General features: G+C 64.2%; 20 protein-coding genes. 3 read left to right on the top strand and 17 right to left on the bottom strand.

What is annotated here, in order from left to right:
* Positions 1-58: 58 nt before the first annotated feature.
* The 10 genes from BX592_RS19920 to BX592_RS19965 form a co-directional block, all read right to left on the bottom strand.
* A complete protein-coding gene (locus BX592_RS19920) occupies positions 59-832 on the bottom strand; it encodes an MBL fold metallo-hydrolase (RefSeq protein ID WP_134193669.1) in 774 nt (257 codons plus the stop codon).
* 7 nt (positions 833-839) lie between these two features.
* Positions 840-1,964 carry an outer membrane protein assembly factor BamC gene (bamC, locus tag BX592_RS19925; RefSeq protein WP_134193671.1) on the bottom strand — a complete coding sequence of 375 codons (1,125 nt, stop codon included), beginning with the start codon at positions 1,962-1,964 and terminating at the stop codon, positions 840-842.
* A 164-nt stretch (positions 1,965-2,128) separates the two neighbouring features.
* Positions 2,129-3,067 (bottom strand): 4-hydroxy-tetrahydrodipicolinate synthase, encoded by a 939-nt coding sequence (dapA, locus tag BX592_RS19930; protein ID WP_134193673.1) that lies wholly within the window; start codon positions 3,065-3,067, stop codon positions 2,129-2,131.
* Between the two features lie 42 nt (positions 3,068-3,109).
* Positions 3,110-3,748: a class I SAM-dependent methyltransferase gene (locus BX592_RS19935; protein WP_134193675.1), complete on the bottom strand. Its 639-nt coding sequence runs from the start codon at positions 3,746-3,748 to the stop codon at positions 3,110-3,112.
* A 31-nt stretch (positions 3,749-3,779) separates the two neighbouring features.
* Positions 3,780-4,982: a tryptophan--tRNA ligase gene (locus BX592_RS19940; RefSeq protein ID WP_134193677.1), complete on the bottom strand. Its 1,203-nt coding sequence runs from the start codon at positions 4,980-4,982 to the stop codon at positions 3,780-3,782.
* Between the two features lie 7 nt (positions 4,983-4,989).
* The gene (locus BX592_RS19945; protein WP_134193679.1) at positions 4,990-5,652 is read right to left on the bottom strand and encodes a site-2 protease family protein; all 663 of its coding nucleotides are present in this window, start codon (positions 5,650-5,652) and stop codon (positions 4,990-4,992) included.
* Between the two features lie 138 nt (positions 5,653-5,790).
* The gene (locus BX592_RS19950; protein WP_134193681.1) at positions 5,791-6,426 is read right to left on the bottom strand and encodes an L-threonylcarbamoyladenylate synthase; all 636 of its coding nucleotides are present in this window, start codon (positions 6,424-6,426) and stop codon (positions 5,791-5,793) included.
* Positions 6,427-6,495: 69 nt separating this feature from the next.
* Entirely contained in the window at positions 6,496-7,326 is an 831-nt protein-coding gene (locus BX592_RS19955) for a 3',5'-nucleoside bisphosphate phosphatase (protein WP_134193683.1), read from the bottom strand.
* A gap of 123 nt (positions 7,327-7,449) precedes the next feature.
* The gene (locus tag BX592_RS19960; RefSeq protein ID WP_134193685.1) at positions 7,450-8,334 is read right to left on the bottom strand and encodes an alpha/beta fold hydrolase; all 885 of its coding nucleotides are present in this window, start codon (positions 8,332-8,334) and stop codon (positions 7,450-7,452) included.
* A gap of 91 nt (positions 8,335-8,425) precedes the next feature.
* The gene (locus BX592_RS19965; RefSeq protein WP_134193687.1) at positions 8,426-9,319 is read right to left on the bottom strand and encodes a ferritin-like domain-containing protein; all 894 of its coding nucleotides are present in this window, start codon (positions 9,317-9,319) and stop codon (positions 8,426-8,428) included.
* A 366-nt stretch (positions 9,320-9,685) separates the two neighbouring features.
* Between BX592_RS19965 and BX592_RS19970 the strand changes: the two genes are divergently transcribed.
* From BX592_RS19970 to BX592_RS19980, 3 genes are all read left to right on the top strand, one after another.
* Entirely contained in the window at positions 9,686-10,210 is a 525-nt protein-coding gene (locus BX592_RS19970; protein WP_134193689.1) for a gamma carbonic anhydrase family protein, read from the top strand.
* A gap of 57 nt (positions 10,211-10,267) precedes the next feature.
* Positions 10,268-11,242: an Hsp33 family molecular chaperone HslO gene (gene hslO, locus BX592_RS19975; RefSeq protein WP_134193692.1), complete on the top strand. Its 975-nt coding sequence runs from the start codon at positions 10,268-10,270 to the stop codon at positions 11,240-11,242.
* Positions 11,243-11,475: 233 nt separating this feature from the next.
* Complete coding sequence (locus tag BX592_RS19980; protein WP_134193864.1) at positions 11,476-11,829, top strand: hypothetical protein; 354 nt, start codon at positions 11,476-11,478, stop codon at positions 11,827-11,829.
* Between the two features lie 76 nt (positions 11,830-11,905).
* Here the strand turns inward: BX592_RS19980 and ftsB are convergent, their stop codons facing one another.
* The 7 genes from ftsB to BX592_RS20015 all read right to left on the bottom strand — a co-directional run bounded on the left by ftsB (position 11,906) and on the right by BX592_RS20015 (position 21,347).
* Positions 11,906-12,352, bottom strand: a complete 447-nt coding sequence (gene ftsB / locus BX592_RS19985) for a cell division protein FtsB (RefSeq protein ID WP_134193694.1) — start codon at positions 12,350-12,352, stop codon at positions 11,906-11,908.
* A 98-nt stretch (positions 12,353-12,450) separates the two neighbouring features.
* The gene (eno, locus tag BX592_RS19990) at positions 12,451-13,734 is read right to left on the bottom strand and encodes a phosphopyruvate hydratase (protein ID WP_054924783.1); all 1,284 of its coding nucleotides are present in this window, start codon (positions 13,732-13,734) and stop codon (positions 12,451-12,453) included.
* 216 nt (positions 13,735-13,950) lie between these two features.
* Entirely contained in the window at positions 13,951-14,805 is an 855-nt protein-coding gene (gene kdsA / locus BX592_RS19995; protein ID WP_134193696.1) for a 3-deoxy-8-phosphooctulonate synthase, read from the bottom strand.
* Entirely contained in the window at positions 14,802-16,478 is a 1,677-nt protein-coding gene (locus BX592_RS20000) for a CTP synthase (protein ID WP_134193698.1), read from the bottom strand. The genes kdsA and BX592_RS20000 overlap by 4 nt, the downstream gene beginning before the upstream one ends.
* A 364-nt stretch (positions 16,479-16,842) precedes the next feature.
* Positions 16,843-17,646, bottom strand: coding sequence for an alpha/beta fold hydrolase (locus BX592_RS20005; protein ID WP_134193700.1), 804 nt, complete (start codon positions 17,644-17,646; stop codon positions 16,843-16,845).
* Positions 17,647-17,736: 90 nt separating this feature from the next.
* Positions 17,737-20,445 (bottom strand): ComEC/Rec2 family competence protein, encoded by a 2,709-nt coding sequence (locus tag BX592_RS20010; protein WP_134193702.1) that lies wholly within the window; start codon positions 20,443-20,445, stop codon positions 17,737-17,739.
* Between the two features lie 113 nt (positions 20,446-20,558).
* Complete coding sequence (locus BX592_RS20015; RefSeq protein ID WP_134193704.1) at positions 20,559-21,347, bottom strand: TatD family hydrolase; 789 nt, start codon at positions 21,345-21,347, stop codon at positions 20,559-20,561.
* Between the last annotated feature and the right edge of the window lie 5 nt (positions 21,348-21,352).

Here is a 21,352-nt window from a genome sequence, read left to right on the forward strand (position 1 = left end):
CGTGACGATTCGTCGTCACGGGCGTTTTTGCATTCAGGGTCGAAGGACGAACGTGGATCTAGAGCGTCAGCCAGTCGAAACCATTGTCTTGCGACGCGACCACAATGTCGGGGGCCGCCGCGCCGAGCACTGCGGCCATCGCCGCCTGCGCCAGTTCCGGCAGATTATTCTGCTGACTCAGATGCGCCGCGACCAGATGCCGCAAGCGCGACCGGTCGAGCGAAGCGAGGATGTCAGCCGCCGCGTCGTTGTTCAGATGACCATGATTGCCGCCGATGCGCGCTTTCAATGACGCTGGGTAGCGGCTCCCGGCAAGCATCTGCACATCGTGATTGCACTCGAGCACGAGCGCATCGCAGCCGCTCAATACCGCGCTGATGTGCGGTGTCGACGTACCGACGTCGGTCAACACGCCGAGCCGTGCCGCGCCATCCGAAAACACGTACTGCAGCGGCTCGCGCGCGTCATGAGGAACCGTATAAGGGAGCACGCTGAGGTCGCCGATCGCGACCGGCTCGTCGCCCCACAGCACGCGCAACTCGACGTCGGCGTCGTCGGCGCCGACCGCGCGAGCCGTACCCCAGCTCATATACAAAGGAACCGACCACTTGCGCGCCAGCGTCAACGCGCTGCCGATATGATCACTATGCTCGTGCGTGATGACGATGGCGGAAAACGGGGCGGCGTCGAGACCCGCCCGCCCCAGCCGCCGCTCCACTTCCTTCGCTGAAAAACCGCAATCGAGCAGAATGCGGGTAGTCGTTGTGCCGCTGTGGGCCTCGACGACAAGAGCATTGCCCTCGCTGCCGCTGCCCAGACTGGCGAACCGCACGGCCGCGTTAGTTCAGCTGTGCATGCAGCAGCGACACGATGCGCTGCGCGTCCGACGACGTATCGACTTGACCATTCGCGTCGACCACCGCCACCTGCGTCAATGCGTCGCCCTTCGGGCGGACGTTCACGAGGAATTCCGGGCTCGGCTTCTTCGAGTTGCTGCTAAAGAACTTGCCGAACAACCCTTCGCGCTTCACTTCCTGCAACGAATCCGCATAGCGAACGTAGTAAATGCCCTTCTCGCGATCGCGATTGTCGACAGTGAAGTTGGTGCGGTCGAGAGCGAGACCGACACGCAGCCACGCGCGATCGAACGATTCCGGCAAATCGAGCGTCGTTTCGCCCGCCAGTTGCGCGCTTGCCGCGGCCGGGCGCGCGTCGGTAATCAGCTGCTTCGACTGTGCGTCGGTCAGGCCGAACTTCTGCATCAGCTTCGACAGGAATGCCGCTTCGAGCGCCGGATCGCGCGGCCGCTCGACCCATTTCGACCCGGTCTTGTCCTGCCCGGTCAGCACTTCTTCCATCGAGCTGTGGGTGATCGAGATATCGGTCGCGCCATTCGCATCGCGCGAAATCAGCGTGCGGAAGCTGTCACGCGTGCCCGACGAGTAAGCGAAATCGATCACACGGCCGATCGTGCGGCGGAACCAGTCATCCGGAATATTCGCGCGGTTTTCGGCCCAGTCGGTCGTCATGATGCCGGTGGCCGGCGCGTTCGTTTTCAGCGAGAAACCGTTTTCCTGCCAGAACTCCTGCAGTTGCGGCCACAACTGATCGGGCGTGCGTCCGTCGACGACGAGCCAGCGGCGATCGCCATCGCGCTCGATGTGCATGCCGAGCGGATCCTGCGCGCTCGGCACGCCTTCAGTCAGATTGCCGGCTTCGGTCTTCGCGCGCTGCGGCGCGCCGCCGAGCGCGGTGCCGACCGGCGGTGCCTCATAACGCTGATCGATCTGCGCGGAGGTCAGGTCGCTCGGCACCGCGAGCGGCGGCGCGCTCGGCGTGTCCTTATAGTTGACCCGGTCCGTGGCAAGCATGTCGTTCAGCGACTCGCAGCCGGCCAGCGCCGACACCGCAAGCGTCAACGCCGCCAGGCGCGTTGCGTGGAGGGAGAAAGCGGAACGTTTCATGAGGTCCTTCGTGAAGCTGGAACGCGCTGCCTGGTTCGGTGCCCGAACGTGGGCGTGATCGTCGTGGTTAAACAAGATGCCGGGTCTTCCGGTATCACAATGGCCGGGAGCGACCGGCATCGCGAGTCTGCGCATTGCGCGGCACGACTCGCGACAGGTCCGCTTTATCCCAGCAGTCCCGCTTCATGCATCGCCGCGAGCAACACTTCGTGGTAGCGCGCGTCGAGCGGTGTAAGAGGCAAACGAATGCCGCCTTCCATGAGGCCCATCTGCTGCAGCGCCCATTTCACCGGAATCGGATTCGATTCGATAAACAGGTTCTTGTGCAGCGACAGCAGTTTCAGGTGAATCGCTCGTGCGCTTTTCGCGTCGCCGTCGAGCGCCGCTTTGCACAGCTGCGCCATCGCGCGCGGCGCAACGTTCGCGGTGACCGAAATATTGCCGTGGCCGCCGAGCAACATCAGTGCAATCGCAGTCAGATCGTCGCCGCTCAGAATCGCGAAATGCGCAGGCGCGGCCTTGATCAGGTTCGCCGCGCGATCGATATTGCCGGTCGCTTCCTTCACCCCGACCACGCCCGGCACCTGCGCCAGACGCAAAATCGTTTCGTTCGACATGTCCGCGACCGTGCGGCCGGGCACATTGTAAAGGATCAGCGGTAGGTCAACGCTTTCCGCGATTTTCGCGAAGTGGCGATAGATACCTTCCTGCGTCGGCTTGTTGTAGTACGGCACGACCTGGAGCGTCGCATCGGCGCCGACTTTTTTCGCGTGCGCGCTTAGCTCGATTGCTTCGGTGGTCGAATTGGCGCCGGCGCCGGCAATAACCGGAATGCGGCCGGCTGCATGCTCGACCGCGGTCTTCACCATCAATACGTGCTCTTCGACCGACAGCGTTGCCGATTCGCCGCTCGTGCCCACGACGACGAGACCGCTCGTGCCCTCTTCGATGTGCCAGTCGATCAGTTTCCGGAACGCCGGCAGATCAAGACTGCCGTCTTCGTGCATCGGTGTAACGATGGCAGGAATACTGCCGCGAATCCAAATACCGTCGTTGCGGGCGCCGCGCGTGCTGCCGGTGCCGTCCTGGGTCACGTTTGCCATTGAACTCGATGAATTTGCTGGATAATTTGCAATTGTAGCGGATTAACCGGCCAAATCGTAACGCGGGGGAACGAGAAGATTGGACTCAAAAGCAACACTTTCCGGTTCCCGTGGCCGCGCGTCCGATGACTCCCTGACTGCGCAGATGCGCTGGACGAACGCGGGACGCGGATCGGCGAGAAAACCGTCCTGATACGCGACCACACGCAAAGGCCCGCGCACCGCGTCGAGCAGCTCACCGGGTTTCAGCAGAAAATCGGGGTTCGATGGTTTGCCGACCGTCTCGTTGCCGTGCGCGAAGGTTTCGTAGATCAGTACGCCGCCCGGCGCAAGTGCGCGCAGTAATTGCGGAAACAGCGGCCGGTGCAGGTAATTGGTCACAATAACCGCGGCAAACCTCGCATCATCGGCGAGCGGCCACGCGGCGTTTTCGATATCCGCGGCGACGGTCGCGATGTTCGGCTCGCCGCACATCGTCGCAATCGCGGCGACATCGCGATCGATCGCGGTAACCGGATGACCGCGCGCCGCGAACCAGCGCGCATGGCGCCCGGCTCCCGACGCGACATCAAGCACCGCGCCGCCTGGCGCGACCAGATGGGCCCAGCACCGCACCCAGCGGGACGCCTCCGCGAGACCATGCGGCACGCGCCCGCCCGCCGGTTCCCCGTTCACACTCATACCGGCCCCGCCGACGAAGAACACGCGAACATCAGTTGTACGACAGCCCCATCGCCTCGCGCACATCGCGCATCGTCTCGGTCGCGAAACGGCGTGCCTTGTCGCAGCCATCCGCAACGATCGCGCGCAGCAGCGATGGATCGTCCATATATTTCTGCGCGCGTTCGAGCATCGGCTGCTGTTCGCGCAGAATGCCTTCGATCACCGGCTGCTTGCATTCGAGACAACCGATGCCCGCCGAGCGGCAACCCTTCTGCACCCATTCGTGTGTCGCTTCGTCGGTGTAGACCTGGTGCAGCTGCCACACCGGGCACTTATCCGGATCGCCCGGATCGGTGCGGCGCACGCGAGCCGGATCGGTCGGCATCGTGCGGACCTTTTTCGTGATGGTTTCCGCGTCTTCACGCAGGCCGATCGTGTTGCCATACGACTTCGACATCTTCTGTCCGTCGAGGCCAGGCATCCTCGACGCTTCGGTCAACATCGCCTGCGGTTCGACGAGAATGATCTTGCGCGAGCCTTCGAGATAGCCGAACAGGCGCTCGCGGTCGCTCATCGACAGGCTTTGCGACTCCTGCAGCATCGCTTGCGCTTTCTGCAGCGCTTCATCGTCGCCTTCCTGCTGATATGCGTTGCGCAGTTCGTGATACAGCTTCGCGCGCTTGCCGCCAAGCTTCTTCGCGGCCTCCGTCGCCTTCTCTTCGAAGCCCGGCTCGCGACCGTACAGATAGTTGAAGCGGCGCGCGATTTCGCGCGTCATTTCGACGTGCGGCACCTGGTCTTCGCCGACCGGCACGAGCGAGCCGCGATACAGCAGAATGTCCGCCGCCATCAGCACCGGATAGCCGAGAAAACCGTAGGTCGACAGGTCTTTATCCTTCAGTTTCTCCATTTGCTCCTTATAGGTCGGCACGCGTTCGAGCCAACCGAGCGGTGTGCTCATGCCGAGCAGCAGCGCGAGTTCCGCGTGTTCCGGCACCCGGCTTTGAATGAACAGCGTTGCCTGCGCCGGGTCGATACCCGATGCGAGCCAGTCGATCAGCACTTCCCAGACGTTCTTCTCGATCACCTCGGGCGTTTCGTAGTGCGTCGTCAGCGCGTGCCAGTCGACAACACAGAAAAAACACGGGTATTCGGACTGCAGACGCACCCAGTTTTTCAGTACGCCGTGGTAGTGGCCGAGGTGCAGCGAGCCGGTTGGCCGCATGCCGGAGAAGATTCGGTCTGGGTACATGGTTTGATCAGAATAGCGAAACGAGGGGGGTCAAGATGGCGGTCACGGCATCGTAGCCGAGACTGACGAGCGGCCGCAGCCAGAATTTCGTCAGCGTGCCGGTCAACACGAGCGCCATCACGATGAAAAAGCCGTACGGTTCGAGGCGCGCCAGCGCGATCGCCGGACGCGTCGGCAACAGCGCCGTCAGCACGCGGCCGCCGTCGAGCGGCGGTAGCGGGAACAGGTTTAACACGCCTAGCACCAGATTGATGCCGACGCCGGCCGCTGCCATCCGGTTGAAAAACGGTTCGTCGACGCTGAACGCGGCGAGCGCGACGCCGAACACGCCCCAGACGAGCGCCTGGATGAAATTGCACAGCGGCCCGGCCAGCGCGACCCACAGCGAACCCCAGCGCGGATTGCGCAGATTGCCGAACGCGACCGGCACCGGCTTCGCATAGCCGAACATAAACGCGCCGCTCGTTGCGAAGTAAAGCAGCAGCGGGATCGCGATCGTGCCGAGCGGGTCGATGTGGCGCATCGGATTGAACGACACGCGGCCAAGCACGTAAGCGGTGTTGTCGCCGAGCATGCGTGCGACGTAACCGTGAGCAGCCTCGTGCAAAGTGATCGCAAAAACGACCGGCAGCGCGTAGACGACGATTGTTTGTATCAGGGAAGCATTCATAGCGCGGCTATTGTAACAACGCGGATGCCCGCGTCTGTCCGGTTTGCGTGATCACATTCGAATTATCCGCAGTCATCGCCGCTTATCGTTGTGATGGTTTGTCATGGGCTGTGTTTCAGGACTGCGTTCGCGCCCGCTTCAGGCCGGCTGTTCAAGGCCGAACGGCGCGAGGCTGCCGCGGCCGGCGCGCACCAGCACCGGTTCCTCGCCGGTCAGGTCGATCACGGTCGACGGCTCGCACGGGCATGCGCCGCCATCGATCACGAGATCGACCTGCTTTTCGAGGCGCACGCGAATCTCTTCCGGATCGTTCAGCGGCCGCGTTTCGCCGGGCATGATCAGCGTCGTGCCGAGCAGCGGCTGGCCGAGCTCTTCGAGCAGCGCCAGCGTAATCGCGTGATCGGGCACGCGCAGGCCAATCGTCTTGCGGGATGGATGCGACAGGCGACGCGGCACTTCCTTGGTCGCTTCGAGCACGAATACGTAGGGGCCCGGCGTCACCGATTTGATCAACCGGTACTGGCGGTTATCGACCATCGCGAAGCTCGCGAGCTCCGACAGGTCGCGCACCAGCAGCGACAGTAGCGCCTTTTCGTCGAGGCCACGGATACGGCGCAAGCGTTCGGCCGCGTGTTTGTCGTCAAGACGACAGCCGAGTGCGTAGCTCGAATCGGTCGGCAGCGCGACCAGCCCGCCGCCGCAGACGATCTGCGCGGCCTGCTTGACGAGGCGCGGCTGCGGATTGTCTGGATGGAGCCGGAAGTATTGGGACATGGTGGCGGGCGGTTCCGAAAGCGGGTAGTCCGGACGGTCACGCACGGTGCGTGCCATCCGGCGCGGACTTCACAGCCAGCGTTCCCAGACCGGCTTCAGATCGGACGGCAGCGGCGGCAGGCCGCCCAGTTCCACACGGCCTTCACCCGCCGCGTGGAAATCCGAACCGCGCGACGCCTCGAAACCGAAGCGGCGCGCGACATCCGCATATTCGCGGTACTGGTCCGGCGTATGGCTGCCGGTCACCACTTCGATCGCCTTGCCACCCAGGTCGATGAATTCGCCAAACAGCGCGTCGAACTCGACGGGCGTGTAGTCGTAACGCCCCGGATGCGCGATGACCGCCTCGCCGCCCGCGATCTGGATCCACTTCACCGCGTCGGCAAGCTTCGACCAACGGTGCGCGACACAGCCCGGCTTGCCGTCCGCGAGATAGCGGTCGAACGCTTCCTGCGTCGTCTTGCAGTGGCCGATGTCGACCAGACAGCGCGCGAAGTGGGTACGCGAAATCATGTCCGGATTGGTCGCGAGTTTCAGTGCGCCTTCGTACGTGCCCGGCACGCCGAGCTCGGCGAGTTGCTCGCCCATCGCCTCGGCGCGCGCCGCGCGGCCGTTGCGCGTACGCGCCAGCCCGTCGACCAGCGTCTGACACGCGGGATCGACGTGCAGACCGACGATATGCACGGTACGCGCCGCCCACGTCACCGAAATTTCGACGCCGCACAGATAGTCCATGCCCAGTTCGTGCGCGGCATCGCGCGCTTCGAGCTGGCCGCCGACCTCGTCATGGTCGGTCAGCGACCACAGCGTCACACCGTGCGCATGCGCGCGGCGCGCGACGTCGGCAGGCGCGAACTGGCCGTCGGAGACGGTGGAATGGCAATGCAGGTCGGCGTTCATCACTATCTTAAAAAGGTTGTCCGACCATTTTACTGCAATGCACTAAGCGCACGCAGGGGATTTGTGAACGTCTTGTACGGCAAGTTTCACCCCGATTGAGCATCGACTTTTATGCGCAAAAACTTATGCGCAAAATGCCTCGATCAGCGCGGCGATCTGCTCCGGCTGATCGTGATGAACCATATGACCCGCCTCGTCGACGATCTTTTCGCGCCAGTCGGGAAACGCGCGAAAACGGGCCTTGAACTCATCGAGCGGGATGTCGCCGGCGAGGCTCGCAAGCGTGGGCGAGCCGGCCGCTTCGACGTGCAGCACCTTCGCGCGCACTTGTGACCAGACAGCCATCACCTCGTCGATGCGGTACAGCTGCGGGCTGCGGATTTTATGCGCGGGGTCGGCGAGCAGTATGTAGCCGCCCTCGCCGTCCGGTTTTGACCAGTGCTGCGCGAGAAAGCGCGCGCGGCGCGGGTCAAGCCGCGCGTTGTTCGCGATAAGGCGCGCGGCGACGTCGTCAAGCGACGCGTAGCGACGCAGCCGCGGCGGCTCGCGCAGGTCGTCGAGCCAGCCGCGCAGACGCCGCGGCGCTTGCGCCGCGTGCGCGGGCGCAAGCCCGAATCCTTCGAGGTCGACGACCCGCCGCACACGCTCCGGTCGCACGCCCGCGTACAGGCAGACGACGTTCGCGCCCATGCTATGGCCGACCAGATTCACGGTGCCCGACGGCGCATAGTGGTCGAGCAACGCATCGAGGTCCGCGAGATATTCGTGGAACCAGTAATGGCCGCCACCTTGCGTCGCAACGGGCCAATCGGACCGGCCGAAGCCGCGCGCATCCGGCGCGATGACCTGCCAGTCACCGGAAAGCGCGTCGACGACGAACTGAAACGACGCGGCGACATCCATCCAACCGTGCAGCATGAAGAGCATGGGGGCGTCGGCGTGGCCCCAACGACGTAAGTGCAGCCGCACGCCGCGCACGGAAACGAATTCGGATCGGGATTCAGTCATCGATATCAACGAAAAAAGAATGATCGTTCTATTATATCGAGGCCGCGATAGCTACGCGCATGGATCGGTTAAAGCGCCGTCGAGTAAAGCCTCAAACTTCGTCGTCCGATGGTCGTGGTGGTGTCGATTGCGGCGACGGCTCCGGCTGCGGTTCAAGGCCCGCCAGCGCCGCCAGTTCGGCTTCGTCGAAGCCCGCTGCGCGACGCGCGTCGAAATTGAACGGGCCGCGCAGTTTCGGCGCGTGGTACTCGTCAGCCAGACGCCTATACGTCGAATGCGGATCGACCTGCGCGCGCTCGCATAGATAGCGGAACCAGCGGTTGCCGATCAGCACATGGCCAATCTCGTCGCGCAGGATCACGTCGAGGATCGCCGCCGACGCGTGATCGCCCGCCTGCTGCAAACGCGCGCGAATTGGCGGCGACGCGTCGAGGCCGCGCGCCTCGAGCGTGCGCGGCACGAGCGCCATGCGCGCGAGCACATCGGCGCGCGTGCGGTCGCACATCTCCCACAGGCCGTCGTGGGCCGGAAAGTCTCCGTAGGCGTGGCCGAACTCGGCAAGCCGTGCGCTCAACAGCGAAAAGTGATGTGCTTCTTCGGCGGCTACTTTCAGCCAGTCGGCGTAGAACGCGCCAGGCATGCCGGCGAAGCGCCAGACCGCGTCGAGCGCGAGATTGATCGCATTGAACTCGATATGCGCGAGCGCGTGCAGCAACACCGCACGCCCCTCTTCCGATTGCATGCTGCGCCGACCGAGCTTGCGCGGTTCGACGAGTTCCGGCCGTTGCGGACGCCCGGGCAAGCCCGGCGGTTCATCGAATACAAGCTGCAGGTCCCATTGCGCGCCGCCGTCGACCACGCGTGCGTGCAGCGCCTGAGCGGCGTGCGCTTTAACCGCCGGGTCGTACTCGCGCAGGATCGCAAGCGCGTCGCTGCGAGCGCAGGAGGGCAATGAAACAGCGGAAACGGGAACGGCAGGTCGCATAGCGATGAAGTCGGTAGAGCGGAAAATCGGTCACAAGCGCCAGGATGGTAGCCGAGAACAGATCACCAGAACGAATCCGATCGAACCCGAACTGGCCGGATATCAACCCGCCAGCGCGCCGTCGCGCTAGCGGCGGACGAGACCACTGAAAGCGCAATCTCGCCGAACGGTGCGCCAGACAACGAAGCAAACGCTCGCGCCGGCGCCCGATCGACCCTCTATCGACGTGCGCCTCAAGGCGACGTCACGCGGCAGAACGGCGCAACCGTTTACAATACGCGCTTGAACCCCGCGGCGCGCGCCGCACCACGCCGTCGGCCCTTGCCGATGGCGGCCGACGCCCACCCAGATCACCCGGGAGACACAGTGGCAATCTACAAGCTTGGCGATGCAGCCCCCACCGTCCACGAGAGTGTGTTCGTCGCGGATACCGCGACGCTGATCGGTAAAGTCACCGTCGAAGAGAATGCGAGCATCTGGTTCGGCGCGTCGCTGCGCGCCGACAATGAGCCGATCGTCGTCGGCACCGGCAGCAACGTTCAGGAGAACGCGGTACTGCACACCGACCCGGGCTACCCGCTGACCATCGAGGCCAACGTGACGGTTGGCCATCAGGCGATGCTGCACGGCTGCACGATCAAGGAAGGGGCGCTGATCGGGATTCAGGCGGTGGTCTTGAATGGCGCGGTGATTGGCCGCAACTGTCTGGTCGGCGCGGGCGCGGTCGTCACCGAAGGCAAGCAGTTTCCGGACAATTCGCTGATTCTCGGCGCGCCGGCGAAAGTCGTGCGCGAACTGACGCAAGCGGATATTGCCGGAATGCGGCGTGCCGCGCAGAGCTATATCACGCGCCGCGAATTTTATAAGGAGCAGCTCGTGCGGATTGGGTAAGTCCGCCGGTGTTGACACCGGCAACCGCCCGCTGCGCGACATTATCGAGGGAAAGTTGTGAGTGACCAGTTGCAAAAATTCATCTTCAGCGCGGCACCCGTGCGCGGCGAAATCGTGTCGCTGCGCAACACGTGGCAAGAGGTGCTGACGCGCCGCGACTATCCGGCGCCGGTGCGCACGATACTCGGCGAGATGATGGCTGCGTGCGCGCTGTTGTCGGCCAACCTGAAGTTCGACGGCACGCTGATCATGCAGATCTACGGCGACGGTCCGCTGAAAATGCTGGTCGTGCAATGCAATTCGGATCTGTCGCTGCGAGCGACCGCGAAGTTTTCCGCGCAGTTCACCGCACCGCTCCCCGGCCAGGACGCGCAGACGATCGACGAAAGCGCCGCCCTCCCCGATCTGATCAATGCGAGCGGCCACGGCCGCTGCGTGATTACGCTGGACCCGCGCAACAAGCAGCCGGGCCAGCAGCCGTATCAGGGCATCGTGCCGTTGTCCGGTGAAAACGGCCCGCTCGAATCGATCGCCCAGGTGCTCGAGCACTACATGCATCACTCGGAACAGCTCGACACGCGGTTGTGGCTCGCCGCCAACACCGACCGCGCAGTCGGCATGCTGCTGCAGAAGCTGCCCGGCGACGGCGGGATCGTCCCTCATCCCGGCGAACTCGATGCCGATACGTGGGAACGCGTGTGCACGCTCGGCGGCACCCTGTCACAGGACGAGCTGTTGAGCGAGGAGCCGGCTACGCTGTTCCGGCGCCTCTTCTGGCAGGAGAACGTCCATCATTTCGAGCCGGCGAATACGCGTTTCGAATGCACCTGCTCGCGTGAAAAGGTCGGCGGCATGCTGAAAATGCTCGGCCGCGAAGAAGTCGATAGCGTGATCGAGGAACGCGGGCATGTCGAGATTCACTGCGACTTCTGCAATCAGCGCTACGAGTTCGACCCGGTCGACGTCGCGCAACTGTTCGTCGCGAGCGGGCTCGCAGAGGGCATCGCACCCGCCGCCGATCAGCGGCATTGACGAACGCGTCCGGGACGCGCGGCGGATCGATGACTGGCGTATGTCCGCCCGCGCCTTGCGCGCCGCCCGCCGTCGCGGCAAGATAAATACCGGTTGCACCGCTGCAACCCACGCCCGCGCGTACGCCCGATGCGGGTGACATTTCCCTGTTTTATTTAGGCATCCGACCGATGGAGGCCGCCATGAGTTTGCTTTCGTTACTGCCTCTTCGTCGGATCCGCCGAATCGATCGAATGCGCACTGCCGCGACGCTGCTCGTCATCGGCAGCGCGGCGGCGCTAGCCGGCTGTGTGATGGACCCGCCCGGGCCGGCGCCGATTTACAGCCGCCTGCCTGCCGACCAGGTGGACGCGATCGCGGCACAGCACGTGCTGACGCCCGAGGAACGCGCGCGCTACAACGCAATCGACCAGCAGGTGCTCGCCGAACAGGATCAGGCGATGGCCGCCGAAGCCGCCGCACAGGCTTGGTCGCGGTACTACGCCGCGCCGGTCAGCGTCTACGGCGGCTATTACAGCGGCGGATGGGGACACGGCTGGGGCACCGGGATTGGCTGGGGCTACCCCGGCTGGGGATGGGGCTGGTGATGCCTCGCATGCATGCGAGCAGCCATACGGATGGACGCGCGCATCGCAACGACTCGCAAGCGCAAGACCTGCTCTATTAACCCGCGCCCTTTTTCTTCTCGTTATCGTCCGCGCCCTTCTTCGCACCGTGCCGGTTGCGCTCGGACTTCGGCCGCGACTCAGGATTCGGCACTACGCGCAACGGCGCCGCAGACACCTGCCCGCGCGTCGAGGTGGCCGTCGCCGGCGCATTCGATGCCGGCAGTGGCGAGTTCGGCGACACAAACTGCACGAACACTTCGCTGTCCTTGACCATGCCCATCTCGTAGCGGGCACGTTCCTCGACCGCCGAGGTGCCGCTTTGCAGGTCCTGGACTTCCCCTTCGATACGCTCGTTACGAACCTTCTCGTCCGCGTTTTTCTTCAGTTGCTGGTCCAGCTGCTGTTGCAGTTCGTGTACGCGGAGCCACCCTCCGTGCCCCCACCACAGCGGAAACTGGATCAGCACCAGCAGGACGACCAAAGCGACAGTGACAAGGCGCATGTAGATTTGATCTGTGAATACGCGTCGCCCTGCGCTTAACGCAGGGCGGCGGGGTCAATCAGTTCAACCGCGAGAAAACGGTAAGCAGATTAAGCGAATCAGCGCAGATTGTAGAACGCGGATTTGCCCGGGTAGCTCGCAATGTCGCCGAGATCTTCTTCGATACGCAGCAGCTGGTTGTACTTCGAAATGCGATCGCTGCGCGACAGCGAACCGGTCTTGATCTGCCCGGCGTTCAGCCCGACCGCGATATCCGCGATCGTCGAATCTTCAGTTTCACCCGAGCGGTGCGAGATCACTGCCGTGTAGCCGGCGCGCTTGGCCATCTCGATCGCCGCGAAAGTTTCCGTCAGCGTGCCGATCTGGTTGATCTTGATCAGGATCGAGTTTGCGATGCCCTTTTCAATGCCTTCCTTCAGGATGCGCGTGTTCGTCACGAAGAGGTCGTCGCCGACCAGTTGGATCTTCTTGCCGAGCTTGTCGGTCAGCAGCTTCCAGCCTTCCCAGTCGCTTTCGTGCATGCCGTCTTCGATCGACACGATCGGGAACTTGTCGGCAAGCGTCGCCAGATAGTCGGTGAATTCGGCCGACGACAGTTGCAGGCCTTCGCCCGCCAGCTGGTACTTACCGTCGTGGTAGAACTCGCTCGCCGCGCAGTCGAGCGCGAGCAGCACGTCTTCACCGGCGCGATAGCCGGCTTTCTCGATTGCTTGCAGGATGGTCGACAGGCACTCGTCGTTGCTGCCGAAGTTGGGCGCGAAGCCGCCTTCGTCGCCGACCGCCGTGCTCATGCCGCGGTCCGACAGGATCTTCTTCAGCGCGTGAAACACCTCGGCGCCGCAGCGCAGCGCTTCCCGGAAGGTCGGCTGGCTAACCGGCACGATCATGAATTCCTGGATATCGAGGCTGTTGTTCGCGTGCGCGCCGCCGTTGACGATGTTCATCATCGGCACCGGCAGTTGCATTGCGCCCGAGCCGCCGAAGTAGCGATATAGCGGCAGACCGGCTTCTTCCGCGGCAGCCTTCGCGACCGCCATCGACACGGCCAGCATCGCGTTGGCGCCGAGACGCGATTTGTTGTCGGTACCGTCGAGTTCGAGCAGCGTTTTATCCAGGAACGCCTGCTCGGACGCGTCGAGGCCCATGATCGCCTCGGAGATTTCGGTGTTGATGTGCTCGACCGCCTTCAGCACGCCCTTGCCGCTGTAGCGGCCCGTTTCGCCATCACGCAGTTCGATCGCTTCGCGCGAACCGGTCGATGCGCCCGACGGCACCGCCGCACGGCCCATCGTGCCCGATTCCAGCAGCACGTCGCACTCGACGGTGGGATTGCCTCGCGAATCGAGAATCTCGCGACCGATGATATCTACGATAGCACTCATGATTTCCTCAGGAAGTTACGGTGGATTCGTTACGGTGAAGCGTGCGGCGCGAATGCGGTCTTGCGACGGGTTCGGCGCCGTACCGATCGATGGCCATCGGTTGGCTCGCGGCGTGCGTGCAGTCTATACGGATTGTCGGGCGGACTGGCCGCCATGCGCACGTTATCCGCACTATCCGCGCTATTCGCATAGACGGTTGACGCACGACGCGCGGCATCAGTTGAAATCGTGCTCGAGGAACGGTGTGCGCTTGACGGCCTGATCGAGCGTGATGAGTGTCTCGAGCAGATCGGCCATGCGGGCGAGCGGCACGGCGTTCGGTCCATCCGACTTCGCTTGCGCGGGGTTCGGATGGGTTTCCATGAAAAGCCCCGCCACACCGGTCGCGACCGCCGCACGCGCGAGCACCGGCACGAATTCGCGCTGGCCGCCGGAACTGGTACCCTGCCCGCCCGGCAACTGCACCGAGTGCGTCGCGTCGAACACGACCGGCGCGCCGGTTTCGCGCATGATCGCGAGCGACCGCATATCGGACACGAGGTTGTTATAGCCGAATGACACGCCACGCTCGCAAGCCATGAAACGGTCTTCGGAAAGCCCGGCCTCGCGCGCCGCATCGCGCGCCTTGTCGATCACGTTCTTCATGTCGTGCGGCGCGAGGAACTGCCCTTTCTTGATGTTCACCGGTTTGCCCGACCGCGCGCACGCGTGGATAAAGTCGGTCTGCCGGCACAGGAACGCGGGCGTCTGCAACACGTCGACCGTTGCCGCGACCTGCTCGATTTCCTCGATGCTGTGCACGTCGGTCAGTACCGGCACGCCGAGCTGGCGCTTCACTTCGGACAGGATGCGCAAGCCTTCGTCCATGCCCAGACCGCGAAACGACTTGCCGCTGCTGCGGTTCGCCTTGTCGTACGAAGACTTGTAGATGAACGGCACCTTAAGCTTTGCGCAGATTTCCTTCAGCTTGCCTGCGGTGTCGATCGTCATCTGCTCGGATTCGACAACGCAAGTACCGGCGATCAGAAAGAACGGTTGGTCGAGCCCGATCTCGAAGTCGGCGAGCTTCATACCTTCTCCTCTTTCTTCTCTTCCGCGCCGGCCTGCAGATGATGCGCACACGCGGCTTCGACAAAGGCCTTGAAGAGCGGATGGCCGTCGCGCGGCGTGGACGTGAATTCCGGGTGGAACTGCACGCCGACGAACCACGGATGCATATCGCGCGGCAGCTCCATCATTTCAGGGAGATCTTCGCTCGGCGTGCGCGCGCTGATGATCAGGCCACCCGCTTCGAGCTGCGGCACAAAGCGGTTGTTGACTTCATAACGGTGACGGTGCCGCTCGTTGACGTCCTTGCCGTAAATTTCCGCGGCCATCGTGCCCGGCTTGATCGGGCAGCGCTGCGAACCGAGCCGCATCGTGCCGCCCAGATCCGATTCCTCGCTGCGCTTCTCGACCTTGCCTTCGCGGTCGTACCACTCGGTGATCAGCGCGACGACGCGGTTCGGCGTAGCCGCATCGAACTCGGTGCTGTTCGCATCCTTGAGGCCGACGACGTCGCGCGCAAATTCGATCACCGCCAGTTGCATGCCAAGGCAGATGCCCAGATACGGCACCTTCGCTTCGCGCGCATAGCGGATCGCGGCGATCTTGCCTTCGGTGCCGCGCCGGCCGAAGCCGCCTGGCACGAGCACCGCGTCGAGATGCTTGAGGCTGTCGACGCCGTTCGCTTCGACCTCTTCGGAATCGATGTATTCGATGTTGACCCTGGCCGACGTATGAATCGACGCGTGACGCAGCGCTTCGATCAGCGACTTGTACGACTCGGTCAGCTCGACGTACTTGCCGACCATGCCGATCGTCACTTCGTGCTTCGGGTGCTCGAGCTTGTCAACCAGTTGCGCCCACATCGAAAGATCGGCGGCCGGCGGCGTCAGCTTCAGTTCGTCGCAGATGATGCCGTCGAGGCCCTGGTCGTGCAGCATCTGCGGAATCTTGTAGATGCTGTCGACGTCCCACACCGAGATGACCGCGTCTTCGGGCACGTTCGAGAACATCGAGATTTTCGCGCGCTCGTCGTCCGGAATGCGGCGGTCCGCGCGGCACAGCAGCACATTCGGATAGATACCGATTTCGCGCAGCTTCTGCACGCTGTGCTGCGTCGGCTTGGTTTTCAGTTCGCCCGCGGTGGCGATGAACGGCACCAGTGTGAGGTGCACGAAGCACGCGCTATTGCGGCCAAGGCGCAGACTCATCTGCCGCGCGGCTTCAAGGAACGGCAGCGATTCGATGTCGCCGACCGTGCCGCCGACCTCGACGATCGCGACATCCGGCTCACCGCACGTCGCCGATGCGGCGCCGCGTTCGATAAACGCCTGAATTTCGTTCGTGATGTGCGGAATGACCTGCACGGTCTTGCCGAGATAATCGCCGCGGCGTTCCTTGCGGATGACCGACTCGTAGATCTGGCCCGTCGTGAAGTTGTTGGCCTTGCGCATCTTCGTGCTGATGAAGCGCTCATAGTGGCCGAGATCCAGATCCGTCTCCGCACCGTCTTCCGTCACGAACACTTCGCCATGCTGAAACGGGCTCATCGTGCCAGGGTCGACGTTGATGTAGGGATCGAGTTTGAGGAGGGTGACTTTGAGACCGCGCGATTCGAGGATCGCGGCGAGGGAGGCGGCGGCAATACCCTTGCCGAGGGAGGACACTACGCCGCCGGTGACGAAAACATATTTGGTCATCGCTGGATGCTCGCGGGAAAAACGGATTATACCTGAAAGCAGGGTCCCGACCCAGCGATAAACGCTCGATCCGCGCCGTTTTGTGTGTCGCTTTTTTGTCGCCCGCGTGCCGCTACGCTGTCGTTCGCGCGTCGCTTAAACGAGCGCGCAGGCGGCGAACGATCGATGAGCAATCAGCATGAGTGACGCAGTAAACATCAAATGAAGGACCCGGGACCGGCGTACGCACAATGGACGAACCGGTCCGCGCATCGGCGAGCCGCGCGCATCGTCATTGCATGGCTGTCTGCATTGCCTGTCGACTACCCGGCCATCGCAACTCGCATGCGCGCGCGCCGTCCATCGGTGTCCGGTCGGACGTCGGTCACGAACGCTGATCCAGTTCGTGCAGCATCCGCTGCACCGCGCGCGCGGTCTCGATCGGCTTTTCCATCGGATACAGATGACTGCCGTCGATCCATTCGATATGGCCGCCCGTCGCACGTCGCGTCGCCGCGAGTCCCACCTGACGGACTTCCTTCGAAGCCGTGCCGGCGATAAAACCGACCGGCACCGGCGCGCCATGCGCGAGACGCGACCCGAGCGTATGCGGCAGCGTCCGGTAGATCAGGTACTCGGTGCGCCGGTCGAACGCGAGCGTGCGCGCGCCGTCGGCCGCGGACTGCGGCACGCCGAAATCGATGTAGTCGGACAGCACGCGTTCGTCCCAGCGCGCGAACGCGGCCTTCGCATGGAAGTGCCGCCACGCCTCGTCGCGGCTCGTCCAGTGCAGGCGACGCTTGCGCGTCACGGCGGCGGGCGACAGCCGCTCGTCGATGCCGGTCCACTGCGAGACGCGCAGCATGCTGCTGCGCCAGCCGGCAATCACCGGCGAATCGAGCATCACCACACCGCGCACCCACTGCGGTCTTTTCAGCGCGGCCATCAGCGACAGATAGCCGCCGAGCGAATGACCGACCAGCCATACCGGGTGCTCGTACCTGCGTGCGATGTCGTCGAGCAGCTGTTCGACCAGATGCGGCCAGTCGCGCGTGACCGGGAACCGCGGATCGTGACCGATGCGTTCGATGTAACGCAGTTCGTAGGCGTCGCCCAGTTCGGCGAATAGCGTCCGGTAGGTCGACGCGGGAAAGCCGTTCGCATGTGAAAAGTGGATGACGTTTTTCAAGCGCTGCTGTCTCCGTTCGTCGTTATAGGGTGTCTTTCGCTTGCGGCCGGACGCGTCGCAGAACACGGGCAACGACGCGGCGCATGTCCGCTATGGGTCCATCCAGTATCTGCGGTGCGTGCTCCGAAAGCGCTCGAGCGTGAGCACGCGTGGCCCGGCCACGCCGGCTTCAATGCGCACTGCGCCATCCTGGTCGCTGCGCGGTAGCTCGATATGCCGCGCGACATATCGCGCGAAGACGCCCGGATGAGGATGATGAAAGCGGTTGCGATAGCCTACCTGAAACACGGCGATAAGCGGATCGATCGAGTCGAGGAAGGGCTCGGTCGACGAAGTCTTGCTGCCGTGGTGCGGCACAAGCAGGATCTGCGCGCGCAGCGCGGCGCGCTCGCGTGCGAGCAGGCTTCGTTCGACGGGTGTTTCGATGTCCGCTGCGAGCAGCGCGGCAAGCGGCGGTACGACTTCGCGATGGGTTGTTGCACCGCTGCCGCCTGCACTGCCCGTGCTATCCACGCCGCTTGCGGTCTCTTTGCGACCTGTGCTCACGCGCAGTACACAGCAATGTGCATTGGGCTTGCCGCGCAATGGTCCAGCGTCCGGCCACAAGATCGTGAAATCGACACCGTCCCACTGCCAATGCTGCCCCGCCGCGCACGGTAGCGTCTGCGCACCGGCCGTGCGCGCGGTCTGCCACAGCGGATGACCGGGCGGCAACGCGGCCAGCAATTGACGCACTTCCACTCCATCGAGGACCGCCGCCGCGCCACCCGAATGATCGGAGTCCGCGTGGCTAACCAGAAGCGTATCAAGCGTGTTCACGCCGGCGGCCTGCAGATACGGCACGACCACCCGTTCACCAGCATGCGTCGACTCGGGACCCGGCCCCGCATCGAACAGCAACGCGTGGTGTGCGGTCTGAACGACGATCGCAGAACCTTGGCCGATGTCGAGCGCGGTCAACCGGAAGGTGCCGTGCGGCGGGCCCGACGGCGGCGGCACGAGCAAGGGCAGCCACGCAAGCGGCGCCGCCCAGCGCAGCGGCCAGCCGCGCGGAGCGAGGCACCACGCAACGCCCACAACTGCGGCGGCTAGCGCCCACGCATCGGGTTGCGGCAATCGCCAGAGCGTCCATGCGGGCCCCGACACCGTATGCAAGCCGGCGGCGAGCGCGTCGAGCAGCTTGTGTGCGGCGTGCAACGCAATTGCATCGAGCGGTGCGGGCAACGCGACGGCTGCGAGGACAAGCGGCGTCACCAGCGCGCTGACCCATGGAATCGCGAACGCATTCGCAAGCGGACCGATCAGCGGAATCTGCGCGAACCAGTAGGCGGTCAGCGGCGCGAGTGCGATCGTCACGGCAAACTGCACGCGTGCGCCGCTGCGAACGCGGGCGAGCGCTTTGCGCCCGATCGTGCGGGCGCGCGCGCGCAATGCGGTTGCGACGCGGATTGCACGTCTGTGTCGACTTGCACGCGCATCACCGTGGCCGCCCCCGCTGTATGGGTCATCGGCGTCAGCCCACGCGCGCTCGCGCTCCCGTTCAATAAGGCCATCATGCGCATCGCGCCTGCCGTCTTCAGCGCGTGCAGCCACACGGCCCGACATCGCAAACAGAATGGCGGCCACCGCGCAGAAGGAGAGCCAGTAGCCCGCCGACACAACCGCCCACGGGTCGATCAGCAGCACGAGCCCGAGCGCCCATGCCAGCACGACGGACGGCGCAACCGTGCGGCCGCTGACAAACGACAGCGCAACGACGCTCAGCATCCACAGCGCGCGCTGCGCAGGCACGTTGAAGCCGGCGAGCGCCGCGTGGCACGCGGCGAATAACGCGCCGCACGGCGCCGCGACCTTCTGCGCGGGCAGCACGAGCGGCCAGTCGCCGCCAAAGCGTCCGCCGAGCAAGCCGGAGCGCCGCCACACCGCACTGGCAAACCACGCTGCGAGCCCCGCGACAAAGCCGATGTGTAGTCCTGAGATCGCGACCAGATGGCTGGTGCCGGTCGCTCGCATCAGTTGCCAGTCGGCGGCGCTCACGGCATCCTGCGCGCCGATCGCGAGCGCGATCACGATGCCACGATGCGGCGCGTCCGCGAGCACCTGATCGATGCGCGCGCGCAACGCGGCGCGCCAGCGGTCCACGGTCACGCCGACGCCGCGTGCGTCACCTTCGAGCCGCTGCGCAGCAGCCGGCCGCGTAACGTACCCGGTTGCGCGGATGTTGCGAGCCAGCAGCGTCGCCTCTGCGTCGCGCACGCCGAAGTTCGCGTTGCCATGCGCACGCTTGAGGCGGACCACGAGATGCCAACGCGCGCCCGGCGCGAGACCTTGCGTGACATATCGAGGCAGCGGCGCATCTTGCGCGACCCACGACAGCTGCAGTAAACGTGGAAAGTGTTCGACACGGGCTTGTGTCGATTCGACGACGAACAGGAAACGCACGCCATCGTCGCTGTCGCTGCCGGCGCGATCGCGGGAATAGGAAGGCAGTCCTTTGACATGACCGCTCACTTCGATATCGCGCCCTTCCCATTCGACGGGCAGCGCATACGCGAGACGCGCGTGCGCACGCCATCCGGCATAGCCAAAGCCGATGCAGAACGCAGCAATCCACACCGCGCACCACGCGAGCCGCGTATGCGCGACGCGTTCAGCGCGACCGCGCGAGGCCCAAAGTGCGACGCCACTCGCCACACAGGCCGTCACGACCAGCATCGCGGCTCCAAACGCGCGAGGCAACGCTGCTTGCTGCTGTAGCCACACGACGCCCAACGCAAACCCGCACCACACTGCCCGCATGCCCCCTCCGCGCCCGACAAGACACGTGCGCGCAGCAGCGGCAGTGCGCCGCTTCACGCTTGAGCATGCGCGGCCGCCGGTATCTCGCGCCCGCCGCGCATCACCGCCGTCGATTATGCAGAGGAAAGTGCGAGCCGCGGCAACGCGGCGTGCGCGTTAGCCGTTGTGCATAGTGCAAGCTCGTGTTCGTCGATATTGCGCTGCTGCGCGAGGCTCGCACCGATCGCCGGAATCTGGTCCGGCGTATTGCGCTGCCGATACAGCCATGCAGGAGCAATGTCGGGCGCGTCGGTCTCGACGACGATCGCAGCCAGCGGCAGTTGCGCCGCCAGACGCCGGATCTGCAGTGCGCGCTCGAACGTCAGATTGCCGCCGAAGCCAAGGTGCATGCCCTGATCGATAAACGCCTGCGCCTGCTGAAAACTGCCGTTGAACGCGTGTGCGATGCCGCGATGCACCTGATGCCGACGCAGTCCTTTCAGTACCTGGTCCTGCGATTTGCGTACATGGCAAATGGCCGGCAAGTCGAACTCATGGGCGAGCTTCAATTGCTCGTGATAGAAAAATTGCTGACGTGCATCGTCGAGCCCGGGCACGAAATAGTCGAGACCGATTTCGCCGATGCCGACAAAGCGCGGATCGTCGAGGCTCGCTTCGATCTCCATCCGCAATGCGTCGAGATCGCTGTCCTGCGCGTGCGGTGTGAAAAGCGGATGAATGCCCAGCGCGTACGCGCCGCCATCGACACGATGCGCAAGCTCGCGCACAGTCGCGAAGCCCGCGCGCGTCACGCCCGGAATCACGATGCGCGACACGCCTGCATCGCGCGCCGCGGCCGCCACCGCATCGCGGTCCGCGTCGAACTCCGAAGCATCGAGATGGCAGTGCGTGTCGATCCACATGCGAA

Origin of the sequence: Paraburkholderia rhizosphaerae, assembly GCF_004366595.1 — a bacterium.
Taxonomy (GTDB): Bacteria; Pseudomonadota; Gammaproteobacteria; order Burkholderiales; family Burkholderiaceae; genus Paraburkholderia; species Paraburkholderia rhizosphaerae.

What these genes read in the sequence shown, in the direction of transcription:
- bamC (WP_134193671.1), bottom strand. Translation starts at nt 1,964, where the DNA reads ATGAAACGTTCCGCTTTCTCCCTCCACGCAACGCGCCTGGCGGCGTTG.
- dapA (WP_134193673.1), bottom strand. Translation starts at nt 3,067, where the DNA reads ATGGCAAACGTGACCCAGGACGGCACCGGCAGCACGCGCGGCGCCCGC.
- BX592_RS19935 (WP_134193675.1), bottom strand. Translation starts at nt 3,748, where the DNA reads ATGAGTGTGAACGGGGAACCGGCGGGCGGGCGCGTGCCGCATGGTCTC.
- BX592_RS19940 (WP_134193677.1), bottom strand. Translation starts at nt 4,982, where the DNA reads ATGTACCCAGACCGAATCTTCTCCGGCATGCGGCCAACCGGCTCGCTG.
- BX592_RS19945 (WP_134193679.1), bottom strand. Translation starts at nt 5,652, where the DNA reads ATGAATGCTTCCCTGATACAAACAATCGTCGTCTACGCGCTGCCGGTC.
- BX592_RS19950 (WP_134193681.1), bottom strand. Translation starts at nt 6,426, where the DNA reads ATGTCCCAATACTTCCGGCTCCATCCAGACAATCCGCAGCCGCGCCTC.
- BX592_RS19955 (WP_134193683.1), bottom strand. Translation starts at nt 7,326, where the DNA reads ATGAACGCCGACCTGCATTGCCATTCCACCGTCTCCGACGGCCAGTTC.
- BX592_RS19960 (WP_134193685.1), bottom strand. Translation starts at nt 8,334, where the DNA reads ATGACTGAATCCCGATCCGAATTCGTTTCCGTGCGCGGCGTGCGGCTG.
- BX592_RS19965 (WP_134193687.1), bottom strand. Translation starts at nt 9,319, where the DNA reads ATGCGACCTGCCGTTCCCGTTTCCGCTGTTTCATTGCCCTCCTGCGCT.
- BX592_RS19980 (WP_134193864.1), top strand. Translation starts at nt 11,476, where the DNA reads ATGCGCACTGCCGCGACGCTGCTCGTCATCGGCAGCGCGGCGGCGCTA.
- ftsB (WP_134193694.1), bottom strand. Translation starts at nt 12,352, where the DNA reads ATGCGCCTTGTCACTGTCGCTTTGGTCGTCCTGCTGGTGCTGATCCAG.
- eno (WP_054924783.1), bottom strand. Translation starts at nt 13,734, where the DNA reads ATGAGTGCTATCGTAGATATCATCGGTCGCGAGATTCTCGATTCGCGA.
- kdsA (WP_134193696.1), bottom strand. Translation starts at nt 14,805, where the DNA reads ATGAAGCTCGCCGACTTCGAGATCGGGCTCGACCAACCGTTCTTTCTG.
- BX592_RS20000 (WP_134193698.1), bottom strand. Translation starts at nt 16,478, where the DNA reads ATGACCAAATATGTTTTCGTCACCGGCGGCGTAGTGTCCTCCCTCGGC.
- BX592_RS20010 (WP_134193702.1), bottom strand. Translation starts at nt 20,445, where the DNA reads ATGCGGGCAGTGTGGTGCGGGTTTGCGTTGGGCGTCGTGTGGCTACAG.
- BX592_RS20015 (WP_134193704.1), bottom strand. Translation starts at nt 21,347, where the DNA reads ATGTGGATCGACACGCACTGCCATCTCGATGCTTCGGAGTTCGACGCG.